Raw genomic sequence first — 15695 nt, forward strand, 5'->3', positions numbered from 1 at the left:
GTGTTTTCACTCACGTACCACTTAATGTGCAGAGTTAACAAAATTTGCTTAAAAAATCTCGTTACTAACGAGAAAATTTTAGGAGGAATTGAGTTATGTCAGTATCATTAGAAGTTACGAAAAGAGAAGTTCGCCCACGTTCTTTACGGAACAAGTTGCGTCACGAAGGAAAAGTACCTGCAATTGTCAATGGGTACAAAGTAGAAAGCACACCGATTGCTGTCAATGCAGCAGAATTAGAAAAAATCTTGCGTGAAAATGGATTGAATACCGTAATCACGATCAGTTTAGAAGGCAAAAAAGTCAATACACTGATCAAAGAGTATCAATCAGATACCTTCACACGCAATTTAACCCACGTTGAATTCCTATCTGTCGATATGAATGAAGAAACAGAAGTAGAAGCAGAAGTAACCTTAATTGGTGAATCTGCTGGTGTCAAAGCTGGTGGTGTTTTAGCACAAAACTTGTATACAGTCGTTGTATCAGCAACACCAGACAAATTGCCTGAACGTGTTGAGATCGATGTGACGTCATTAGAGATCGGCGATTCATTAACAGTGGCTGATCTGCCTAAGAACGACGAGTACACGATCGTGACCGATCCAGAAGAACAAATCGTTGCGGTTACTGAACCACAAGAAATCTCTGAAGATGAAGAAGCCGGCGAAGCTGCTGAACCAGCAGTTATCGGTGAAGACGAAGAGTAATTATAGAACACCGTTCTTAAGACCACGTCTTCAATCAACAGACACTTCTAAGAAATGTAGGACTCTTGAAGGGATTTCCCTTCAAGAGTCCTTTTCATTATTACGAAGAGCTGGTATGCTGCAACTGACTATTTCCCATAGAAAGACGTCTTTGGGAAAGCTTGGTCCAGCCAACCCAACAAATTTTTAAGAAAATAGTTAAAATGCGTCGCTGACCAAAAAGAAAAGCAGAAGTAGTTGCATTTTTGACGGTTCTTCATTATGATAAATAGACAAATTTGATGTTAATGGCAAGCCTACTTGAAGGAGGGGTTTATTATGTTTGAAACATTTGATGATCACCGCAGTCGTTACGCTTCTGGCGGTATTGTTCAAACACTACCTAGCGAACTGATCGATAGTATCTGGTTAATCATTGATCTTGATTTAAAAGGGTTTATTCCGTTGACAAATCTGCTCACCTTTGAAGTCCAAAACAATCATGGTCGTGTCACCCTGCTTTTTTCTCAAGCCCAAAGTCAAATCGAACTTGGTGTTGATCTACCGTACCGGTATTCCGACCTGTATCCCCAAAAAGTCTATGTATATGACGATGGGCAACGGCAAACGATTTTATTGCCTAGCGAGACTCGTTAACGCCCATTCGCCATTCTCTTTTTATAACGACACCTATATAAAAAACCACCCTTTTTATTTTAGAAGGTGGTTTTTTTTTGCATACCTCCTTTCATTTAATTCTGTCTAGCAGCAATTTCAAATAAATACTCGACAAAAACATCGTTTTTTATTACGTTTTATTGACTATTTTTTGCGAGTGAAAATAACGAATGAAGTTCCCTTATAATAAGGACAGTTGCAAAATTTAGCTGAAAGAGGTGCATGATGTTGAAAAATATCCTTGAAAAAGATATTATGCAAATGCTGCGACTCTCCACAACACTTTTAACCGAAAATCCCCTGCCTTTGAATAAAGCTGCTGCCGCCCAAAATATCTCTGTCAAAACGATCCGTCGGCTGCTGTCAAGCTATTTAAACGAGGACCCATTCTTCCACTATGATGTACAACAAGGGCACATTCGTGCAGACCGTCATTTGCAGCAATCAGCCAGTTGCTCCCTCCCCCATATGGAAATGATTGCTGCATTATTCACTAAAAGTGCAAATTATCAGCTACTCTTGCTCTTGTTAAAAATGCCGACTATTTCCTTTGCAGATCTCTACAAACGCTATTATCTCAGCCCATCCAGTTTGCATCGGCGCTTTTCATCCTTTTCTAACTTTTTAGCACCTTATCAACTAGCTATCGATCGCCGCAGTTATCCTTTAATCACTGGCAACGAACGACAATTGCGCTATGTGCTTTTTCGCCTTACCCTCTTAGCAAACCCAGCGCTTATCTCCCCCAATCAAGCGTTTCAGGAGCTGACACAAATCCATCAGTTACGGAAAACTGCTTTTTATCCCAACACATCAATCACGTTTACTCAACAAGTTTTTCCCAAACACTTTGTTCCAAGTTTCTACTTAGTCGGTGAACGCAGCTATTTATTTTTATGGAAACAGCTGCTAACACTGGAGCCTTTCTATGTACCTGCAGAAGAATCTTTCCTCTTGCGCCAAATCATCACCCCAGTTTTGAATCAACAGCCAGTCGAGCAGCCGTTAGAGGTTATTTTGCCGAAAATTTTTCAAGCCCATCTGCTGGGGGCATTGTTGGAAGGCAATTTATTTGTCTATCCGCCATTAAGTCCTCGCTTATCTGAACGTTCACAATGCTTAGTCCGTGCTTTCTTGACACAGCTTCCCCACTACGAAAAACTTTTAAAGAAGCATCCCGAGTTGCCCTTGCTCTATGAATGCATTTGGCAAGGAGTCTCTTTCTTCCAACCGATCATTGCCTTTCCGCAACAAAAAGAGCGCCCGCTTGAATAGCGGTACGCTCTTTTTAAAATCATTCTACTATCAGTAAATTATTGTGCGTCAGCATCAACGATTTTCACTGAACCTTGCCATTGTTCTTCAACAAAATCTTTGATCTCGTCTGAATGCAACACTTCGATCAATTTCTTGATTTTGTCGCTGTCTTCATCACCACTGCGAACAGCGATCACGTTGACATAAGGAGAATTATCCGCTTCTAACAAAACAGAATCATCTACTGGGTTCAAATCGATTCCGAATGCGAAGTTCGCATTGATGGCAATTAGGTCTGCTTCGTCGTTTTGATAAGCAGTCGCCAGAAGAGAAGGATCGACGTCATGTTTAAATTCTAAGTTTTTCGGATTTTCAGCAATATCATCAAAGGTTGCTGTTTCCGTATCAACGCCGTCTTTTAAAGTGATCAAGTCAGCATCTTGTAAAATCGTTAAGATACGACCCCAATCAGATTCAGAAGTCGAGGTAAGAACCGTTGCGCCATCTTCTAATTCTGAAATATCAGAGATTCGTTTTGAGTAAAGACCCATTGGTTCGATATGGATCGCACCGGCATTGACAAAGTCATAGCCGTTGTCTGCGATTTGCTTGTTTAGATAAGGAATGTGTTGGAAGTAATTGGCATCGATATCGCCATTTTCCAATGCTTTGTTTGGCAACACATAATCATCGAAGGTCTTGATTTCAAGATCAATGCCTTCTTCTGCTAGTAAAGGTTTGGCTTGTTCTAAAATTTCCGCATGAGGCGTAACCGATGCACCGATCACTAATTTTGTTGATTCTCCCTCAGCCGCAGATGAATCAGAGCTTCCTGAATTTGAGCCCGTTCCACAAGCAGCTAAAGCGGCAGTTAACAATAAGGTTGTTGCAATACCAAAAATCTTTTTCATATCCATTTCCTCCCATATTTTCCACTTTTTGTTCTTCGTTTCATTTACCGTTTATCGGTGGCCTTCGCAAGGAAATCGCCGACCCCTTGGATAATGAAAACGATAATTAAAATAATCACTGTTGCAACAAGCGTAACAGTGTAATTTCCACGTTGAAATCCTTCTTGCCAAGCCAAAGCGCCTAGCCCACCGGCACCAATCGCACCTGCCATGGCGGTATAACCAATCATTGAGATCGTTGTGACCGTCAGTCCTGAAATCAATGCCGGAACACTTTCTGGAATCACGATCTTATAAATGATCTCCCAGTAACTGGCGCCCATCGCTTCGGCGGCTTCAATCACACCAGGATTGACTTCACGAAAAGCAATTTCCACCATCCGAGCATAAAACGGCGCAGCCGATAAAACTAATGCTGGGATCGCTGCTTTTGCCCCTAGGAACGAACCGACTAATAATGTTGTAAACGGAATGATCAAGACCATCAAAATCATGAATGGCGTTGAGCGAAAGGCGTTACTGATGATGGAAACCACATTATAGAAAATGTTGGCTCCCGCCGTTTGTTTACGCCCTAGTGAATAAAGCGCCAATCCTAGAAGCAAACCGAGCACAACCACTAAAACCATTGAGAAAAAAGTCATAAACAAAGTGTCCAGAGTGGCTTGCTGCATGTTGGTCCAGTCGACTTTTTCAAAATTAAAATAGGTTTCTACAAATGACTTATCCACGTTCAATCACCTCCACGCCCACTTGCTGCTCTTTGAAAAAGGCGATCGCTTTTTTGACCTCACTTGCTTCACCTGTCAATAAGACCGTCAAGCCGCCGAAGGATCCTTCATTGGTTTGTTGGATCTTTCCGTAAACGACATTGACATCGATCTGAAAGCGGCGGATCGCTTGTGAAATCACTGGTTCATTGGCGTTGTCTTGTGTGAATGTCAAGGTCACTAAATGCCCTTGCGGATTTTCTCGTAAGAAGGCTTGCCGTAGTTCTTCAACATCTTCTTCTGGTTCCAAATCTTGCTGAACAAAACGTTTGGTCACTTCTTGCTGCGGGTTACGGAAAACCGATTGTACTGATCCTTCTTCAACGATCTGCCCATGCTCCATCACCGCGACCTTGTTGCAGATTTTACGAATGACGTTCATTTCATGGGTAATCAGCACGATCGTCAAATGCAATTTTTTATTGATGGAAAGTAAGAGATCCAACACTTCTTCTGTTGTTTGTGGATCTAACGCACTCGTTGCTTCATCACACAGCAAAATTTCTGGTTCATTCGCTAATGCACGAGCAATCCCGACTCTTTGCTTTTGCCCGCCAGACAATTGTGCCGGATAGGCAGTTTCCCGTCCTTCCAACCCAACTAATTTAATCAGCTCTTGCGCTCGTTGACGTCGTTTTGCTTTTTCAACGCCAGCCAACTCCAATGGCAATTCGATGTTCTCCGCCACCGTTCGAGACCATAATAGATTAAAGTGCTGAAAAATCATGCCGATTTTTTTGCGGAAGTTTCTCAATTCTTTGTTTTTCAATGCCAAAATATTTTGACCGTTAATGACTACATCTCCTGCTGTCGGCAATTCTAAGCCGTTCAACAAACGAACTAATGTACTTTTCCCAGCACCAGAGTAGCCGACGATTCCATAGATATCGCCTTTTTCCACTTGCAGTGAAACATCATTGACGGCGTGGACAGCCGTTTGCTTTTTGCCGAATGACTTTTTTACATGCGACAATTCGATTAATGCCATGTTATTCCCATCTTTCCTCTTTGGTTGGTTAAACACAAAAAAAGCTTTCATCCTCTGTACATTATACTGTTACAAAGGACGAAAGCACAACTTCCGCGTTACCACCTTGATTTACTGTCGATTCACATCAACAGCCTCGCTCAGTACTTGAATTGCTTCGCATACTGCTGCACTGTAACGGGTGCCTCCCGTGATAGGCTTGTTTCCACTCACCTATCATGCTCAAAGACCATCTTCCATCCTCTCTCCGTTGCCCATTTGCACCAAACAGGGCTCTCTGTGTACGTTAAGAACATGTACTCTTCTTTTCAAAGCATTCATTTATTGAGCAAATTATAGCAACGTCTTATCCGACTGTCAATTCTTTTTGAAAAAATAGTCGTTTTTACAGATCTGACTTACAAAGCTTCAAATTGACTTGGGTCAACCTCTTTGAAGCTGACCAGCCAAGCATTCATTTCGTCTTCATCATTTAAGGTATCAATGGATTGATCGATTTTTTCATTTACGGAAGAAATCACACCCGTCAATGGACTTGGAAATTCACTGACTGCTTTTTCCGCTTCTAGCTCAACAAGGGTCTCTCCTTGTTTTAAAGCAGTTCCTGCTTTTTGAATCGAAGCAAACGTGACCGCACCAAGTTCTTCTTGCGCTTCTTTTGTTAAACCGACACAATATTCTTTCCCGTTAAACAAAACCCACAAATTATCTTTTTTTCTTAAGCATTTCTTTTCCATGATTCTAGTAAGACTCCTTCATATTCATTTTCTTTAAATCCATTAATCAAAAAGCGGTCGCCGCTAACTAGCAGTGGGCGCTTGATCAACATACCATCGGTTGCCAGCACGTCGGCTGCGTCTTGGGCAGTCATGGTCGGCACTTTTTCTTTTAATTGCAATTCACGGTATTTCATGCCGCTTGTGTTAAAGAAACGGGTTAACGGTGCTTCGCTTGATTGGATCCAAGCCAGCAATTGTTCCGGTTGAGGCGGTGTGGTCACCATATCGATCGCTTCAAAGGGAATCTCGTGCTCTTCTAACCAACGCTTCGCATTTCGGCATGTACTGCATTTTGGGTACCAATAAAATGTAATCATGTGAACTCCTTAAAGTGTTTTTGGTGCGGTCTCAGCTTGATAGCGCATCGATAAAATCAAACCGATCCCAATCATATTGCTTAATAGGGCAGATCCTCCTTGGCTAATAAACGGCAGTGGAATTCCCGTCAACGGTAAGAGACCGATGTTTGCGCCAATGTTTTCAAACACATGGAAGAGAATCATCATAATGATCCCAGTTGCCAAGTAAGCATAAAATTCATTGTTGGTATCGAAACATACGCGGATCATCCGATAGATCAAAATAAAATACAATAAAATGACAAACGCGCTGCCAATAAACCCAAAATTCTCACCGATCACCGAAAAAATCATATCAGATTCTCGGACTGGTACATACACATCGCTGACATTAAATCCTTTCCCGAACATCCCGCCAGAGGCGATCGCCATCAGAGCGTACGCCAATTGGAAGGATTGCCCTTGGGTATCATGAAAAGGATCTAGCCACGAATCGATACGGGCAAACTGGTACTCTTTAAAGATCCCTGTATTGTACAGCAACTCACGACCAACATCGGTAGTCACTAAGAAAATCGTTCCGCCGCCGAGAATCACGAATGCCGCAATCACTGGCACAACGATTCGCCAAGAGATCCCCGACATCAAGAAGACCCCACCGAAAATCGCCAGAAAGACCAACATCGTACCAAAGTCGTTTTGCAAGGTGATCAGGATCAGTACTGGAATCGTGACGGCCAACATTTTCGCAATCAGCAACCCATCTGTTTTCAGATCTCGTTCCCGATGCTTGACATTGTGCTGTGTGACGACTAAGGCCAACATCATAATATAGGCGATCTTCATCAACTCTGACGGCTGGAGAGTAAAGGCCCCAAAACGGAACCAGTTTTTTGACCCTGTCGAGGCAGCCATTGTCCGGTCGTAAAATTTCAAAAGCGCCAACATGACGGCTAATCCGGCTCCATAAATATAGGGAGTCAATTTCCAAAGCCATTTTGATTTGATCTGCATGATAATAATCACCGCAATAATACCTAGCACATACCATAAAGCTTGAAACCCTAACGTTCGCAACATATTCGGGTTATTTGGATCGTGGGTCAACGCCACATACAAGGACGCCACACCAATCAGACATAATAAAAATACGGGTAGAATCACACCGTAATCAATTCGATTATCGTTCGTTTTTATTCGTGAATTTTCCATGTCCACACTCTCTTCTGTAGAATCTTTATCCATTATAGTGATATTTGAGGAGAAAAGAAAGGATTGTCCACGAGCATTCACAAAAAATTTAGAAACTTTAATGATTTTCGGGAAAAGAGGGTTAAAAACAATCCGAAATTGTTTAGAATTACAATGAAAGAAGGGCTATATTCTGATTCATATCTGATCAATCAGAGTAAAACGATCGTATATGTACTAGATAGGAAGTTCAGCGACATACTTTTCAATGAAAACTCGCTGAATTCGTCTATTCTCCTTACTTAATAAAATATCTTATTCTAAGTATTCTTCTTTATTTTAATTATTCTTTACTCAATGTAACCGAACAAAGCAACTTTAAATCAGTCAAAAATTGCCACCTTATTTTCGTTTCAAAGAAATAGCAACCTGTGACTACTTCCCTTAAGTTGCTCAGAATATAAATTGATGCACGACGAGCCTATTTACCACATTAATGTGGTAATGAAATGTTATTTACGCCACCATATAATTTCACTAGAATACAATTAAGGAAGCGCTTCCGGAGGTGAACCAATGATTTTAAGTAATCGAGAACAGCTACTGTTGCAATTGCTATTAGAACAAAAGGAGTTTCGCCCTGCCTCTTTTTTTCAAAAGCAGTTAAATGTATCCCCCAAAACGGTTTATAACAATTTAACGACTTTAGAAAAGAAACTAAAAGATTCAGGACTAGCTATCAAAAAAGTTCCAAGAAAAGGAATCTTTTTATCTGGTTCTGAATCAGCGAAACAGAATGGTTATCGATTGTTAGCAAAAAAAGAGACTAAACTCGAACTATTTTCACCTAATTATCGTAAAATCTTTATTTTCGCTAACTATCTGTTTTCAGTAAAACCAATGCACTATCAGGAATTCTCTGAATATTTTTATATTAGCAACCAGTCAATAAAGAAAGATGTTGATGAAATCGTTGCTTTCTGTCGATTCCATCAAGTATCTACAAAAATGACTACTAGTGGACTCAAGCTAACCTCAGCTGAATCTGCTGCTCAAAACGTATTCAAATCTTTTTTAGAGAAGTATACCGACGCCAAAGCCAGTGAAAATCTTTTGGTGAGCAATCTCTTTGACTCTAAGGTACTCGATTTAACGAAGAAATTTGTCTCAGATATGACTCAAACAATCGGCCATCCAGTCAATAATTATTCTATTGAATCCTTGAAGCTTTCATTGCGAATTTTTCTTTCAAGACTTCTTATAGATAAACACATTGAAAAACAAGAGCATCTAGTATTTGACGAACTTAGACGAATGAAATTCTACATGATCGCGGTTGATTTTGCTGAAATGATCCAACAGCAACTACCTGTTCAATTTAGTGATACAGATATTCAATATGTATGTTCCCTGTTATTAGCACACGGCATCGAACCTTTTGGACAAATGGATGAGCCTCACGAATCTACTATCACAAATTGTACGAAACAAATTATCCAGAAAATGTCACATATGTTAAACGCAGATCTGACACAAGATAAATTATTACTGCAAACATTGCTGGCTCATATCGTTCCCATGATCCATCGATCAAAGACAGGAATTTTATTGAAAAACCCACTGATAAAAAGTATCAAAAAACAATACTCAACAATGTATACATTGACCAAATATGCAATTGGAGATTTAGAGGAGCGATTTCAAATCTTATTAACAGAAGACGAAGTTTCTTTTCTGACGATCCATTTTCAGCTAGCCTTTGAAAAGATAAAAATTACTAACCATATACTAGTTGTTTGCCAATCAGGTTTTGCTACATCGGAGTTGATTTTTAACCGTATCAAACAGACGATCGCTGCTGATACCGTACTGGAGATCATTCCTTTGAGTAAACTGGTCAGTACATCTCTTGAGACTGTTGATTTGATTATATCAACTATTCCATTGGACATTACAGCACTACCAGTTATTTATATTTCGCCGCTTCCTACTACCGAAGAAATAGGAAGAATCTCAGCAAAGATATCTAATCTTAATGAGAATGAGAAAAATTTTTACTCAAAAAAATACCAGAAAACGACTTTATTACAAAAATATTTAGATCCTACTTTCCTTTTTGTCAAAAAAAAGTTTCGAACAAAAAAAGATGTACTGGATTTTTTAGCAGATGATTATCTGAAAAAAAAGCTTGTTACAACGAAATTTAAGCATTCTCTATTTGAACGAGAGGAACTAGGAAGCACGGGCTTAAAGACAGGAGTAGCCATTCCACATGCTGATCCATATACAGTGAAAGAAACAAAACTTGCTTTTCTCACCCTCGATGCGCCAATTACTTGGGGAGACACAAAAATCCAACTGATTGTTTTGCTTGCGATTGCTGAAGAAAACATGATCGAGGCAAAAGAGTTGATCGCTTCGATTTACGGATTGTTTAACTCAGCCGAAGAAATTCAATGGATCGTTAATAGTCAAACGCAAGAAGAACTGTATCAAAGATTGTTAAGAGGAGGAAATTGATCATGTTTTTTGATCACCAAATCGTGTTACTTGAAAAAGATTTTAAAACAAAAGAGGAAGCTTTTCGACTATTAGCAGACGAACTCATCAAAACTCATTGTGTAAATGATCAGTTCTATCAAAATATCGTACAGCGAGAAGAAACCTTTCCTACAGGCTTAAAAATTAACGGCATTGGGGTAGCGATCCCACATACGGACAGCAAATTTGTTTTACGATCCCAAGTCGCTTTTATGTCACTTGCCTCTCCCCTTTCATTTATTGAAATGGGTTCGCAAGAAAAGAAAATCGATGTATCTCTGTTGTTCATGCTTGCATTGAAGGAACCACATGAGCAATTGGGTATGCTACAAAATCTTATCTCTATGTTTCAAACACCAGGGGTTTTGGAAGCCTTATCCGCAGTAACGACTAAAGAAGCGTATCTTTCGATTATTGAAAAAAATGGACTGCAATAAAAAGGAGGAAAAATTATGTTAAATGCATTACAGTGGTTCGTTGATCTAGGTTCAATCGTTGTTTTGCCTATTTTAATTTTTATTTTTGGAATAATTTTGGGGACCAAGCCTGGCAAAGCCTTTACTTCAGCCTTAACTGTTGGTGTCGGGTTTGTTGGATTGAATTTGGTGATTGACCTTCTAAGCAGCAGCTTGGGTCCTGCCGCCCAGCATATGGTTGAACGTCTAGGATTAAATTTGACAACGATTGATGTCGGATGGCCTGCCGCAGCAGCAATTTCTTACGGGACGATTTTAGGAAGTCTTGCGATTCCGATTGGTGTGGTCCTAAATGTTCTACTCATCATTTTAGGGCTGACTAAAGTATTGAATGTAGATATTTGGAATATTTGGCACGCAGCCTTCATCTCTTCTCTGATTTATGCCCTCACTGGAGACTTTGCAATGGGGATCGCGGCCACCGTCATCTATTTGATGATGATTCTTTTAATGGGAGATATTTTAGGTCCGATCATTAATAAGTTCTACGGATTTCCTAATATCACTTTTCCTCATGGTACCGCCGCACCCGGATTCATCTTTGCACTACCGATGAATTGGCTCTTTGATCGTATTCCGGGACTAAAAGATTGGAAAGCAGATCCAGAAACCATTCAGAAAAAATTTGGTGTCTTTGGCGACTCCACTGTTATGGGCTTTTTGATTGGTCTCATCATGGGAATACTTGCCGGATATGACACAGCAGGTGTCGGCCAATTAGCCGTCCAAACAGGCGCTGTGATGGTTTTGATGCCTAAAATGGTTGCTTTACTGATGGAAGGACTAACACCTATTTCTGAATCTGCAAATGAATTCGTCAAAAAACGATTTCCTGGAAGAGAGCTTTACATCGGTATGGATGCAGCATTATCAGTTGGTCATCCAGCTGTCCTTTCTTCCTCATTGCTGCTAGTTCCGATCACTATTTTGTTAGCCGTAGTTCTACCTGGCAATACGACCTTACCTTTTGGTGATTTAGCAACCATTCCCTTTCTGATTTGCTTGATGGCTGCTGTTTTTGGAGGAAACATCATTCGAACAGTAATTGCTGGAACGATTTATATGGTAAGCATTCTCTATATTACTTCGTGGGCAGCACCGCTTGTCACTACTGCTGCTCGATCCGCAAACTTTGATCTACAAGGAAACTCTATGATCACTGCTATGGCTGAAGGTGGTTTATGGACCACATTCCTTTATGTCGGCTTAACCAAAATATTAAGCTGGGGCGGTTTAGCCATAATTGGTGTCTCTGTTTTGTTTGGATTGATTTATGTAAATAAAATTCGTCCCAAGAAACAACTATCAAAATAATAGGAGGAAATGATAATGAAAAAACTATTGATTATGTGCGGCACAGGTGTTGCAACTTCAACAATTGTAACAAATAAGGTAAAAGAATGGCTGAAAGAAAAAGGGATGACTGATCAAGTGAAACTGTATCAATCCAAAGTGGCAGATGAGATGAATAAAATTGATGACTATGACATCGTGGTGAGTACAACGGTTGTTCCAGACTCAATCAAAGATCGCGTAATTATGGGGCTGCCACTCTTAACAGGAATTGGTACAGAAGAAATGTACGCGGAAATCGAAAAGAAAATCAAAGAATAAGGAGAATGCCCTATGTTGGTCACAACAAAAGAACTATTCGCACATGCAGAAAAACACAATTATGCATTACCTGCAGCAAATTTTTTCGACTTAACTAGTGCAAGATCATACGCGGAGACTGCTGAACGTTTAAACAAGCCTTTGATATTGGCCTTCGCTCAGTCCCATATGAACATGTTGACTTTAGAAGAGGCTGCCATGATTGGAAAATTTTTGGCAAAGAAAAGCACTGTACCTATCGCTTTGCACTTAGATCATGGTACCGATGAAGAGGTCATCAAAAGAGCCATTCATTTAGGTTTTACTTCCGTAATGATCGATGCTTCTGAGGAGCCATTTGAAGAAAATGTCCGTCGGTCAAAGGAGATCGCCGATTACGCTCATAAAAATGGTGTCGTTGTTGAAGCCGAAATCGGGCACGTTGGGTCGGAAAACAGTCTGGAATCAGCCGTAAATAGTCAATCTATTTACACAGAACCTTCTGAGGCTGTTGCATTTGCCAAATTAACCGGGGTTGATTCGTTGGCAGTTTCTATTGGCACCTCTCACGGACATTATCAAGGGATACCCAAAATAAATTTTGACGTTTTAAAGGAAATACACCATGCCGTCAATGTTCCTCTTGTTCTGCATGGCGGATCCTCTTCTGGCGATGAAAACCTTGAAAAATGTCCCTTAGAAGGTATCCGGAAAATAAATATTTTTACTGACTTTGTCACTGCTGCTATGAATGAAATTCACAAAAATCAACCAAATGACTATTTCGATTTACTTCATTCAGCAAGCAATGGAATGTCCAAGACACTCGAGCACTATTTTACAGTCTTTCATACCAAACCTTATCGTGAAGGAGAAAGCTAATGAAAAAAAGAACTTTAAGAACGCCATTCTTTGTCATCAATCCCAAAGCCTATCTTTATGGAAAACAAGCATTGGCATTGGCAAAAGCTGCTGATGAGTTGTCATCTTTGTATGACATCGACATTCTATTTACTGTTCAGCATGCAGACGTTTCTTTAATTAAACAGGCAACAACACATTTATTCGTCACTGTCCAACATTTAGACGGAATCGAAATCGGTCGTGGAATGGGCTATGTTTTACCCGAAGCAGTGGCAGAAGCCGGAGCTGAAGCTACCTTTTTAAACCATGCTGAACACCCCATGACATTGCAAGAACTGACTAAAGCGATTCAGCGCTCAAATGAATTGGGTCTCTTAACAATTGTCTGTGCGAATTCATTGAGTGAAGCGAGAGCCGCGGCTTCCCTAAAACCCGATGTGATGGTTTGCGAGCCAACCGAACTAATTGGGACAGGACAAACCAGTGATCTTCAATACATGACGGAAACAAATCGTGTTGTTCGGGAAATTGATCCAGAAATCCTGATTTTGCAGGCTGCTGGTATATCTAGCGCTGCCGATGTTGAAAAAGCTTTGTCGTCAGGTGCTGATGGGACTGGCGGGACAAGCGGCATTGTGCAAGCAGATGATCCAGTTCAAACCCTTACAGAAATGATCAAACAAGCGGTGAAGCATAAAAAGGAGGATTAACACTGTGAAATTTTTAAAAGAGCAACTGACGTTAACTTCTAACGGGAATCGAGTGTCTTACCACAACATCACAGAAGAAGTGAAAGCAATGGTTGAAAAAAGCGGAATTTCAAATGGAATCTGTCTCGTACAGTCTCCCCATACGACTTGTTCTGTTATCTTTGAAGAATACATGCATGATACAGACTTTAACGGAGATGAATTTCTTCAAGTTGATTTAAACCGAATTCTCGATAAAATTATTCCTCGTGAACTATCAGAAAATACCGATTATCGTTATCCTGGACCAAAGCATTTAGAATTTTTGATGAGTCTGGACGATCCAAACTACCCAACAGATCCAGCAACGATTTTAAACGGCGATGCACATATTCGCTCGAGTTTTTTCGGTGCAAGCGAAAGTTTTATTTTAAGTAACGGCAAGCTAGAGATCGGCTCTGTAGGCTATATCTATTTTGTTGATTTCGATCAAAATCGTGTGCGAAATAGGTCATGCCATGTAATGCTAATGGGCGAATAAGAACAGTTATCGGGTAAATCAGGAAAAATTGAGATTACTTATCGCCTGCAAAAGAAAAACCATGAATCCTCTAAAAGAAGATTCATGGTTTTTCATTTCTTATGCCAGCTGCAGGATTCGAACCTGTGACCTACGCGTTACGAGTGCGTTGCTCTACCAACTGAGCTAAGCTGGCGTTGTATGGCACAAAGAAAATTATATGCAAAAACGGTTGTTTTGTAAAGAGGTCTGCTGAAAAAAATCTACTTACTGAAATTTTCCGAAAATTGTGATATAATAGAAGTATCAAGGAGGTTTTTACATGGCAACATTTGGTAAATTCGAAACAACAATTGTCCCGTCACAAGAAGGTTCAACGTTTGAGGTCGCTACTCCTGTCATGTTCACGTTCCATGGGAAGAAACAAACTGGTACCATCACAAAGCAGTTGAAAAACTCTGCGGTGGTCGAGCTGAACGAAACCCCAGAAAACCAGAAATTAGTTTCGCAAAGTAATGGTGTATTGATCATCAATTACAAACAATTAACCAAACTATAACCCGTTTAATGCAAGGAGAAAATCAGTTGATTTTCTCCTTTTTTCATTGTCTGATTTTATGAAAAGCTAAAAAAAGCCATGGATAACCGATCGAACCGTTTTGGCAGTCGATCTTCTTCCATGGCATCATTGACGAGGCAAAACTTGAAGCAGTTGCCTTTGTCTTATTTGTATTGATTTATTTTGTACCGAATAGACGGTCACCGGCATCGCCCAAACCAGGAACGATATAGCCGTGTTCATTTAGGCGTTCATCAAGATTTGCAGTGTAGATATCAACATCTGGATGGGCATCTTGCAATGCTTTCACGCCTTCTGGTGCAGCAACTAAGCAGACGAATTTCATGTTTGAAGCGCCGCGTTTTTTCAGTGCGTCGATCGCCATGATCGCTGAACCGCCCGTAGCTAACATTGGGTCAACGATAAATAATTGACGTTCATCGATATCTTCAGGTAATTTTACGAAGTATTCGTGTGGTTCTAGCGTTTCTTCATCACGGTACATCCCGATATGACCAACTTTTGCGGCTGGGATCAATTCAAGGATACCATCAACCATGCCTAGACCTGCGCGCAGGATCGGAATGATCGCTACCTTTTTACCAGATAGTGTTTTTTGTGTTGATTCTTCAATTGGTGTTTCAATCACTAGATCTTCAAGCGGCATGTCGCGAGACACTTCATACGCCATCAACATTGCGATTTCATTAACAACTTCACGGAAAACCTTTGTTCCACAGTTCTTGTCGCGGATCATTGTTAATTTGTGTTGGATCAGCGGGTGATCGATTACTTGAAATTTACCCATTTAAAAAAATCTCCTTTGGTTTTTCTCTTATTTTAAAGCAAATCGGCTCTTGTTACAACCATCTGCCACAGGCAATACTGCTT

General features: G+C 40.4%; 18 protein-coding genes, 1 tRNA gene and 1 other annotated feature. Of the genes, 11 read left to right on the forward strand and 8 right to left on the reverse strand.

The window, feature by feature from the left end; translation table 11 throughout:
• Positions 1-95 precede the first annotated feature (95 nt).
• From IGJ17_RS14530 to IGJ17_RS14540, 3 genes are all read left to right on the forward strand, one after another.
• Positions 96-710, forward strand: a complete 615-nt coding sequence (locus IGJ17_RS14530; protein ID WP_005227923.1) for a 50S ribosomal protein L25/general stress protein Ctc — start codon at positions 96-98, stop codon at positions 708-710.
• 318 nt (positions 711-1028) lie between these two features.
• On the forward strand, positions 1029-1346 hold the full coding sequence (locus IGJ17_RS14535; RefSeq protein ID WP_005233624.1) for a DUF960 domain-containing protein: 318 nt from the start codon (positions 1029-1031) through the stop codon (positions 1344-1346).
• A 243-nt stretch (positions 1347-1589) separates the two neighbouring features.
• A complete protein-coding gene (locus tag IGJ17_RS14540) occupies positions 1590-2642 on the forward strand; it encodes a helix-turn-helix domain-containing protein (RefSeq protein ID WP_429961570.1) in 1053 nt (350 codons plus the stop codon).
• A gap of 38 nt (positions 2643-2680) precedes the next feature.
• Here the strand turns inward: IGJ17_RS14540 and IGJ17_RS14545 are convergent, their stop codons facing one another.
• The 6 genes from IGJ17_RS14545 to IGJ17_RS14570 form a co-directional block, all read right to left on the reverse strand.
• Positions 2681-3535, reverse strand: a complete 855-nt coding sequence (locus tag IGJ17_RS14545) for a MetQ/NlpA family ABC transporter substrate-binding protein (protein ID WP_008379385.1) — start codon at positions 3533-3535, stop codon at positions 2681-2683.
• A 44-nt stretch (positions 3536-3579) separates the two neighbouring features.
• Positions 3580-4266 carry a methionine ABC transporter permease gene (locus IGJ17_RS14550; RefSeq protein WP_429961571.1) on the reverse strand — a complete coding sequence of 229 codons (687 nt, stop codon included), beginning with the start codon at positions 4264-4266 and terminating at the stop codon, positions 3580-3582.
• Complete coding sequence (locus IGJ17_RS14555; protein WP_429961572.1) at positions 4259-5293, reverse strand: methionine ABC transporter ATP-binding protein; 1035 nt, start codon at positions 5291-5293, stop codon at positions 4259-4261. Before IGJ17_RS14555 ends, IGJ17_RS14550 begins: the two co-directional genes overlap by 8 nt.
• Positions 5294-5364: 71 nt before the next feature.
• Positions 5365-5614: a binding site (T-box leader), on the reverse strand.
• Between the two features lie 77 nt (positions 5615-5691).
• Positions 5692-6030 (reverse strand): glycine cleavage system protein H, encoded by a 339-nt coding sequence (locus IGJ17_RS14560; protein ID WP_010749086.1) that lies wholly within the window; start codon positions 6028-6030, stop codon positions 5692-5694.
• The gene (locus IGJ17_RS14565) at positions 6012-6389 is read right to left on the reverse strand and encodes an arsenate reductase family protein (protein WP_005233612.1); all 378 of its coding nucleotides are present in this window, start codon (positions 6387-6389) and stop codon (positions 6012-6014) included. Before IGJ17_RS14565 ends, IGJ17_RS14560 begins: the two co-directional genes overlap by 19 nt.
• A gap of 9 nt (positions 6390-6398) precedes the next feature.
• A complete protein-coding gene (locus IGJ17_RS14570) occupies positions 6399-7583 on the reverse strand; it encodes an FtsW/RodA/SpoVE family cell cycle protein (protein WP_034872154.1) in 1185 nt (394 codons plus the stop codon).
• Between the two features lie 555 nt (positions 7584-8138).
• Here IGJ17_RS14570 and IGJ17_RS14575 point away from each other — a divergent pair.
• The 7 genes from IGJ17_RS14575 to IGJ17_RS14605 are packed head-to-tail and all read left to right on the forward strand — an operon-like array spanning position 8139 to position 14266.
• Positions 8139-10082, forward strand: a complete 1944-nt coding sequence (locus IGJ17_RS14575; RefSeq protein ID WP_429961573.1) for a BglG family transcription antiterminator — start codon at positions 8139-8141, stop codon at positions 10080-10082.
• 2 nt (positions 10083-10084) lie between these two features.
• Complete coding sequence (locus tag IGJ17_RS14580; RefSeq protein ID WP_008379372.1) at positions 10085-10540, forward strand: PTS sugar transporter subunit IIA; 456 nt, start codon at positions 10085-10087, stop codon at positions 10538-10540.
• 15 nt (positions 10541-10555) lie between these two features.
• Complete coding sequence (locus IGJ17_RS14585; RefSeq protein WP_005233598.1) at positions 10556-11893, forward strand: PTS galactitol transporter subunit IIC; 1338 nt, start codon at positions 10556-10558, stop codon at positions 11891-11893.
• 15 nt (positions 11894-11908) lie between these two features.
• Positions 11909-12193 carry a PTS sugar transporter subunit IIB gene (locus IGJ17_RS14590; protein ID WP_008379369.1) on the forward strand — a complete coding sequence of 95 codons (285 nt, stop codon included), beginning with the start codon at positions 11909-11911 and terminating at the stop codon, positions 12191-12193.
• A gap of 12 nt (positions 12194-12205) precedes the next feature.
• On the forward strand, positions 12206-13054 hold the full coding sequence (locus IGJ17_RS14595) for a class II fructose-bisphosphate aldolase (RefSeq protein WP_429961574.1): 849 nt from the start codon (positions 12206-12208) through the stop codon (positions 13052-13054).
• On the forward strand, positions 13054-13746 hold the full coding sequence (locus tag IGJ17_RS14600; RefSeq protein WP_008379366.1) for a triose-phosphate isomerase: 693 nt from the start codon (positions 13054-13056) through the stop codon (positions 13744-13746). The genes IGJ17_RS14595 and IGJ17_RS14600 overlap by 1 nt, the downstream gene beginning before the upstream one ends.
• Before the next feature lie 4 nt (positions 13747-13750).
• Positions 13751-14266: a YjbQ family protein gene (locus tag IGJ17_RS14605; protein WP_016612944.1), complete on the forward strand. Its 516-nt coding sequence runs from the start codon at positions 13751-13753 to the stop codon at positions 14264-14266.
• A 102-nt stretch (positions 14267-14368) separates the two neighbouring features.
• On the opposite strand, the gene IGJ17_RS14610 is transcribed toward IGJ17_RS14605, so the two are convergent.
• A tRNA-Thr gene (locus IGJ17_RS14610) sits at positions 14369-14441 on the reverse strand.
• 126 nt (positions 14442-14567) lie between these two features.
• On the opposite strand from IGJ17_RS14610, the gene IGJ17_RS14615 reads away from it, so the two are divergent.
• Entirely contained in the window at positions 14568-14804 is a 237-nt protein-coding gene (locus tag IGJ17_RS14615) for a hypothetical protein (protein WP_005227896.1), read from the forward strand.
• Positions 14805-14982: 178 nt separating this feature from the next.
• On the opposite strand, the gene upp is transcribed toward IGJ17_RS14615, so the two are convergent.
• The gene (gene upp / locus IGJ17_RS14620) at positions 14983-15612 is read right to left on the reverse strand and encodes a uracil phosphoribosyltransferase (protein ID WP_005227894.1); all 630 of its coding nucleotides are present in this window, start codon (positions 15610-15612) and stop codon (positions 14983-14985) included.
• Positions 15613-15695 lie beyond the last annotated feature (83 nt).

Origin of the sequence: Enterococcus sp. DIV1096b (assembly GCF_050498765.1) — a bacterium.
GTDB classification, from domain to species: Bacteria; Bacillota; Bacilli; order Lactobacillales; family Enterococcaceae; genus Enterococcus_D; species Enterococcus_D entomosocium.

Bases quoted from the DNA above. Each gene is read 5' to 3' on its own strand.
- IGJ17_RS14590 (WP_008379369.1), top strand. From the start codon at position 11,909: ATGAAAAAACTATTGATTATGTGCGGCACAGGTGTTGCAACTTCAACA.
- IGJ17_RS14595 (WP_429961574.1), top strand. From the start codon at position 12,206: ATGTTGGTCACAACAAAAGAACTATTCGCACATGCAGAAAAACACAAT.
- IGJ17_RS14530 (WP_005227923.1), top strand. From the start codon at position 96: ATGTCAGTATCATTAGAAGTTACGAAAAGAGAAGTTCGCCCACGTTCT.
- IGJ17_RS14545 (WP_008379385.1), bottom strand. From the start codon at position 3,535: ATGAAAAAGATTTTTGGTATTGCAACAACCTTATTGTTAACTGCCGCT.
- IGJ17_RS14570 (WP_034872154.1), bottom strand. From the start codon at position 7,583: ATGGAAAATTCACGAATAAAAACGAACGATAATCGAATTGATTACGGT.
- IGJ17_RS14555 (WP_429961572.1), bottom strand. From the start codon at position 5,293: ATGGCATTAATCGAATTGTCGCATGTAAAAAAGTCATTCGGCAAAAAG.
- IGJ17_RS14615 (WP_005227896.1), top strand. From the start codon at position 14,568: ATGGCAACATTTGGTAAATTCGAAACAACAATTGTCCCGTCACAAGAA.
- IGJ17_RS14600 (WP_008379366.1), top strand. From the start codon at position 13,054: ATGAAAAAAAGAACTTTAAGAACGCCATTCTTTGTCATCAATCCCAAA.
- IGJ17_RS14535 (WP_005233624.1), top strand. From the start codon at position 1,029: ATGTTTGAAACATTTGATGATCACCGCAGTCGTTACGCTTCTGGCGGT.
- IGJ17_RS14580 (WP_008379372.1), top strand. From the start codon at position 10,085: ATGTTTTTTGATCACCAAATCGTGTTACTTGAAAAAGATTTTAAAACA.
- upp (WP_005227894.1), bottom strand. From the start codon at position 15,612: ATGGGTAAATTTCAAGTAATCGATCACCCGCTGATCCAACACAAATTA.
- IGJ17_RS14560 (WP_010749086.1), bottom strand. From the start codon at position 6,030: ATGGAAAAGAAATGCTTAAGAAAAAAAGATAATTTGTGGGTTTTGTTT.
- IGJ17_RS14540 (WP_429961570.1), top strand. From the start codon at position 1,590: ATGATGTTGAAAAATATCCTTGAAAAAGATATTATGCAAATGCTGCGA.
- IGJ17_RS14585 (WP_005233598.1), top strand. From the start codon at position 10,556: ATGTTAAATGCATTACAGTGGTTCGTTGATCTAGGTTCAATCGTTGTT.
- IGJ17_RS14575 (WP_429961573.1), top strand. From the start codon at position 8,139: ATGATTTTAAGTAATCGAGAACAGCTACTGTTGCAATTGCTATTAGAA.
- IGJ17_RS14565 (WP_005233612.1), bottom strand. From the start codon at position 6,389: ATGATTACATTTTATTGGTACCCAAAATGCAGTACATGCCGAAATGCG.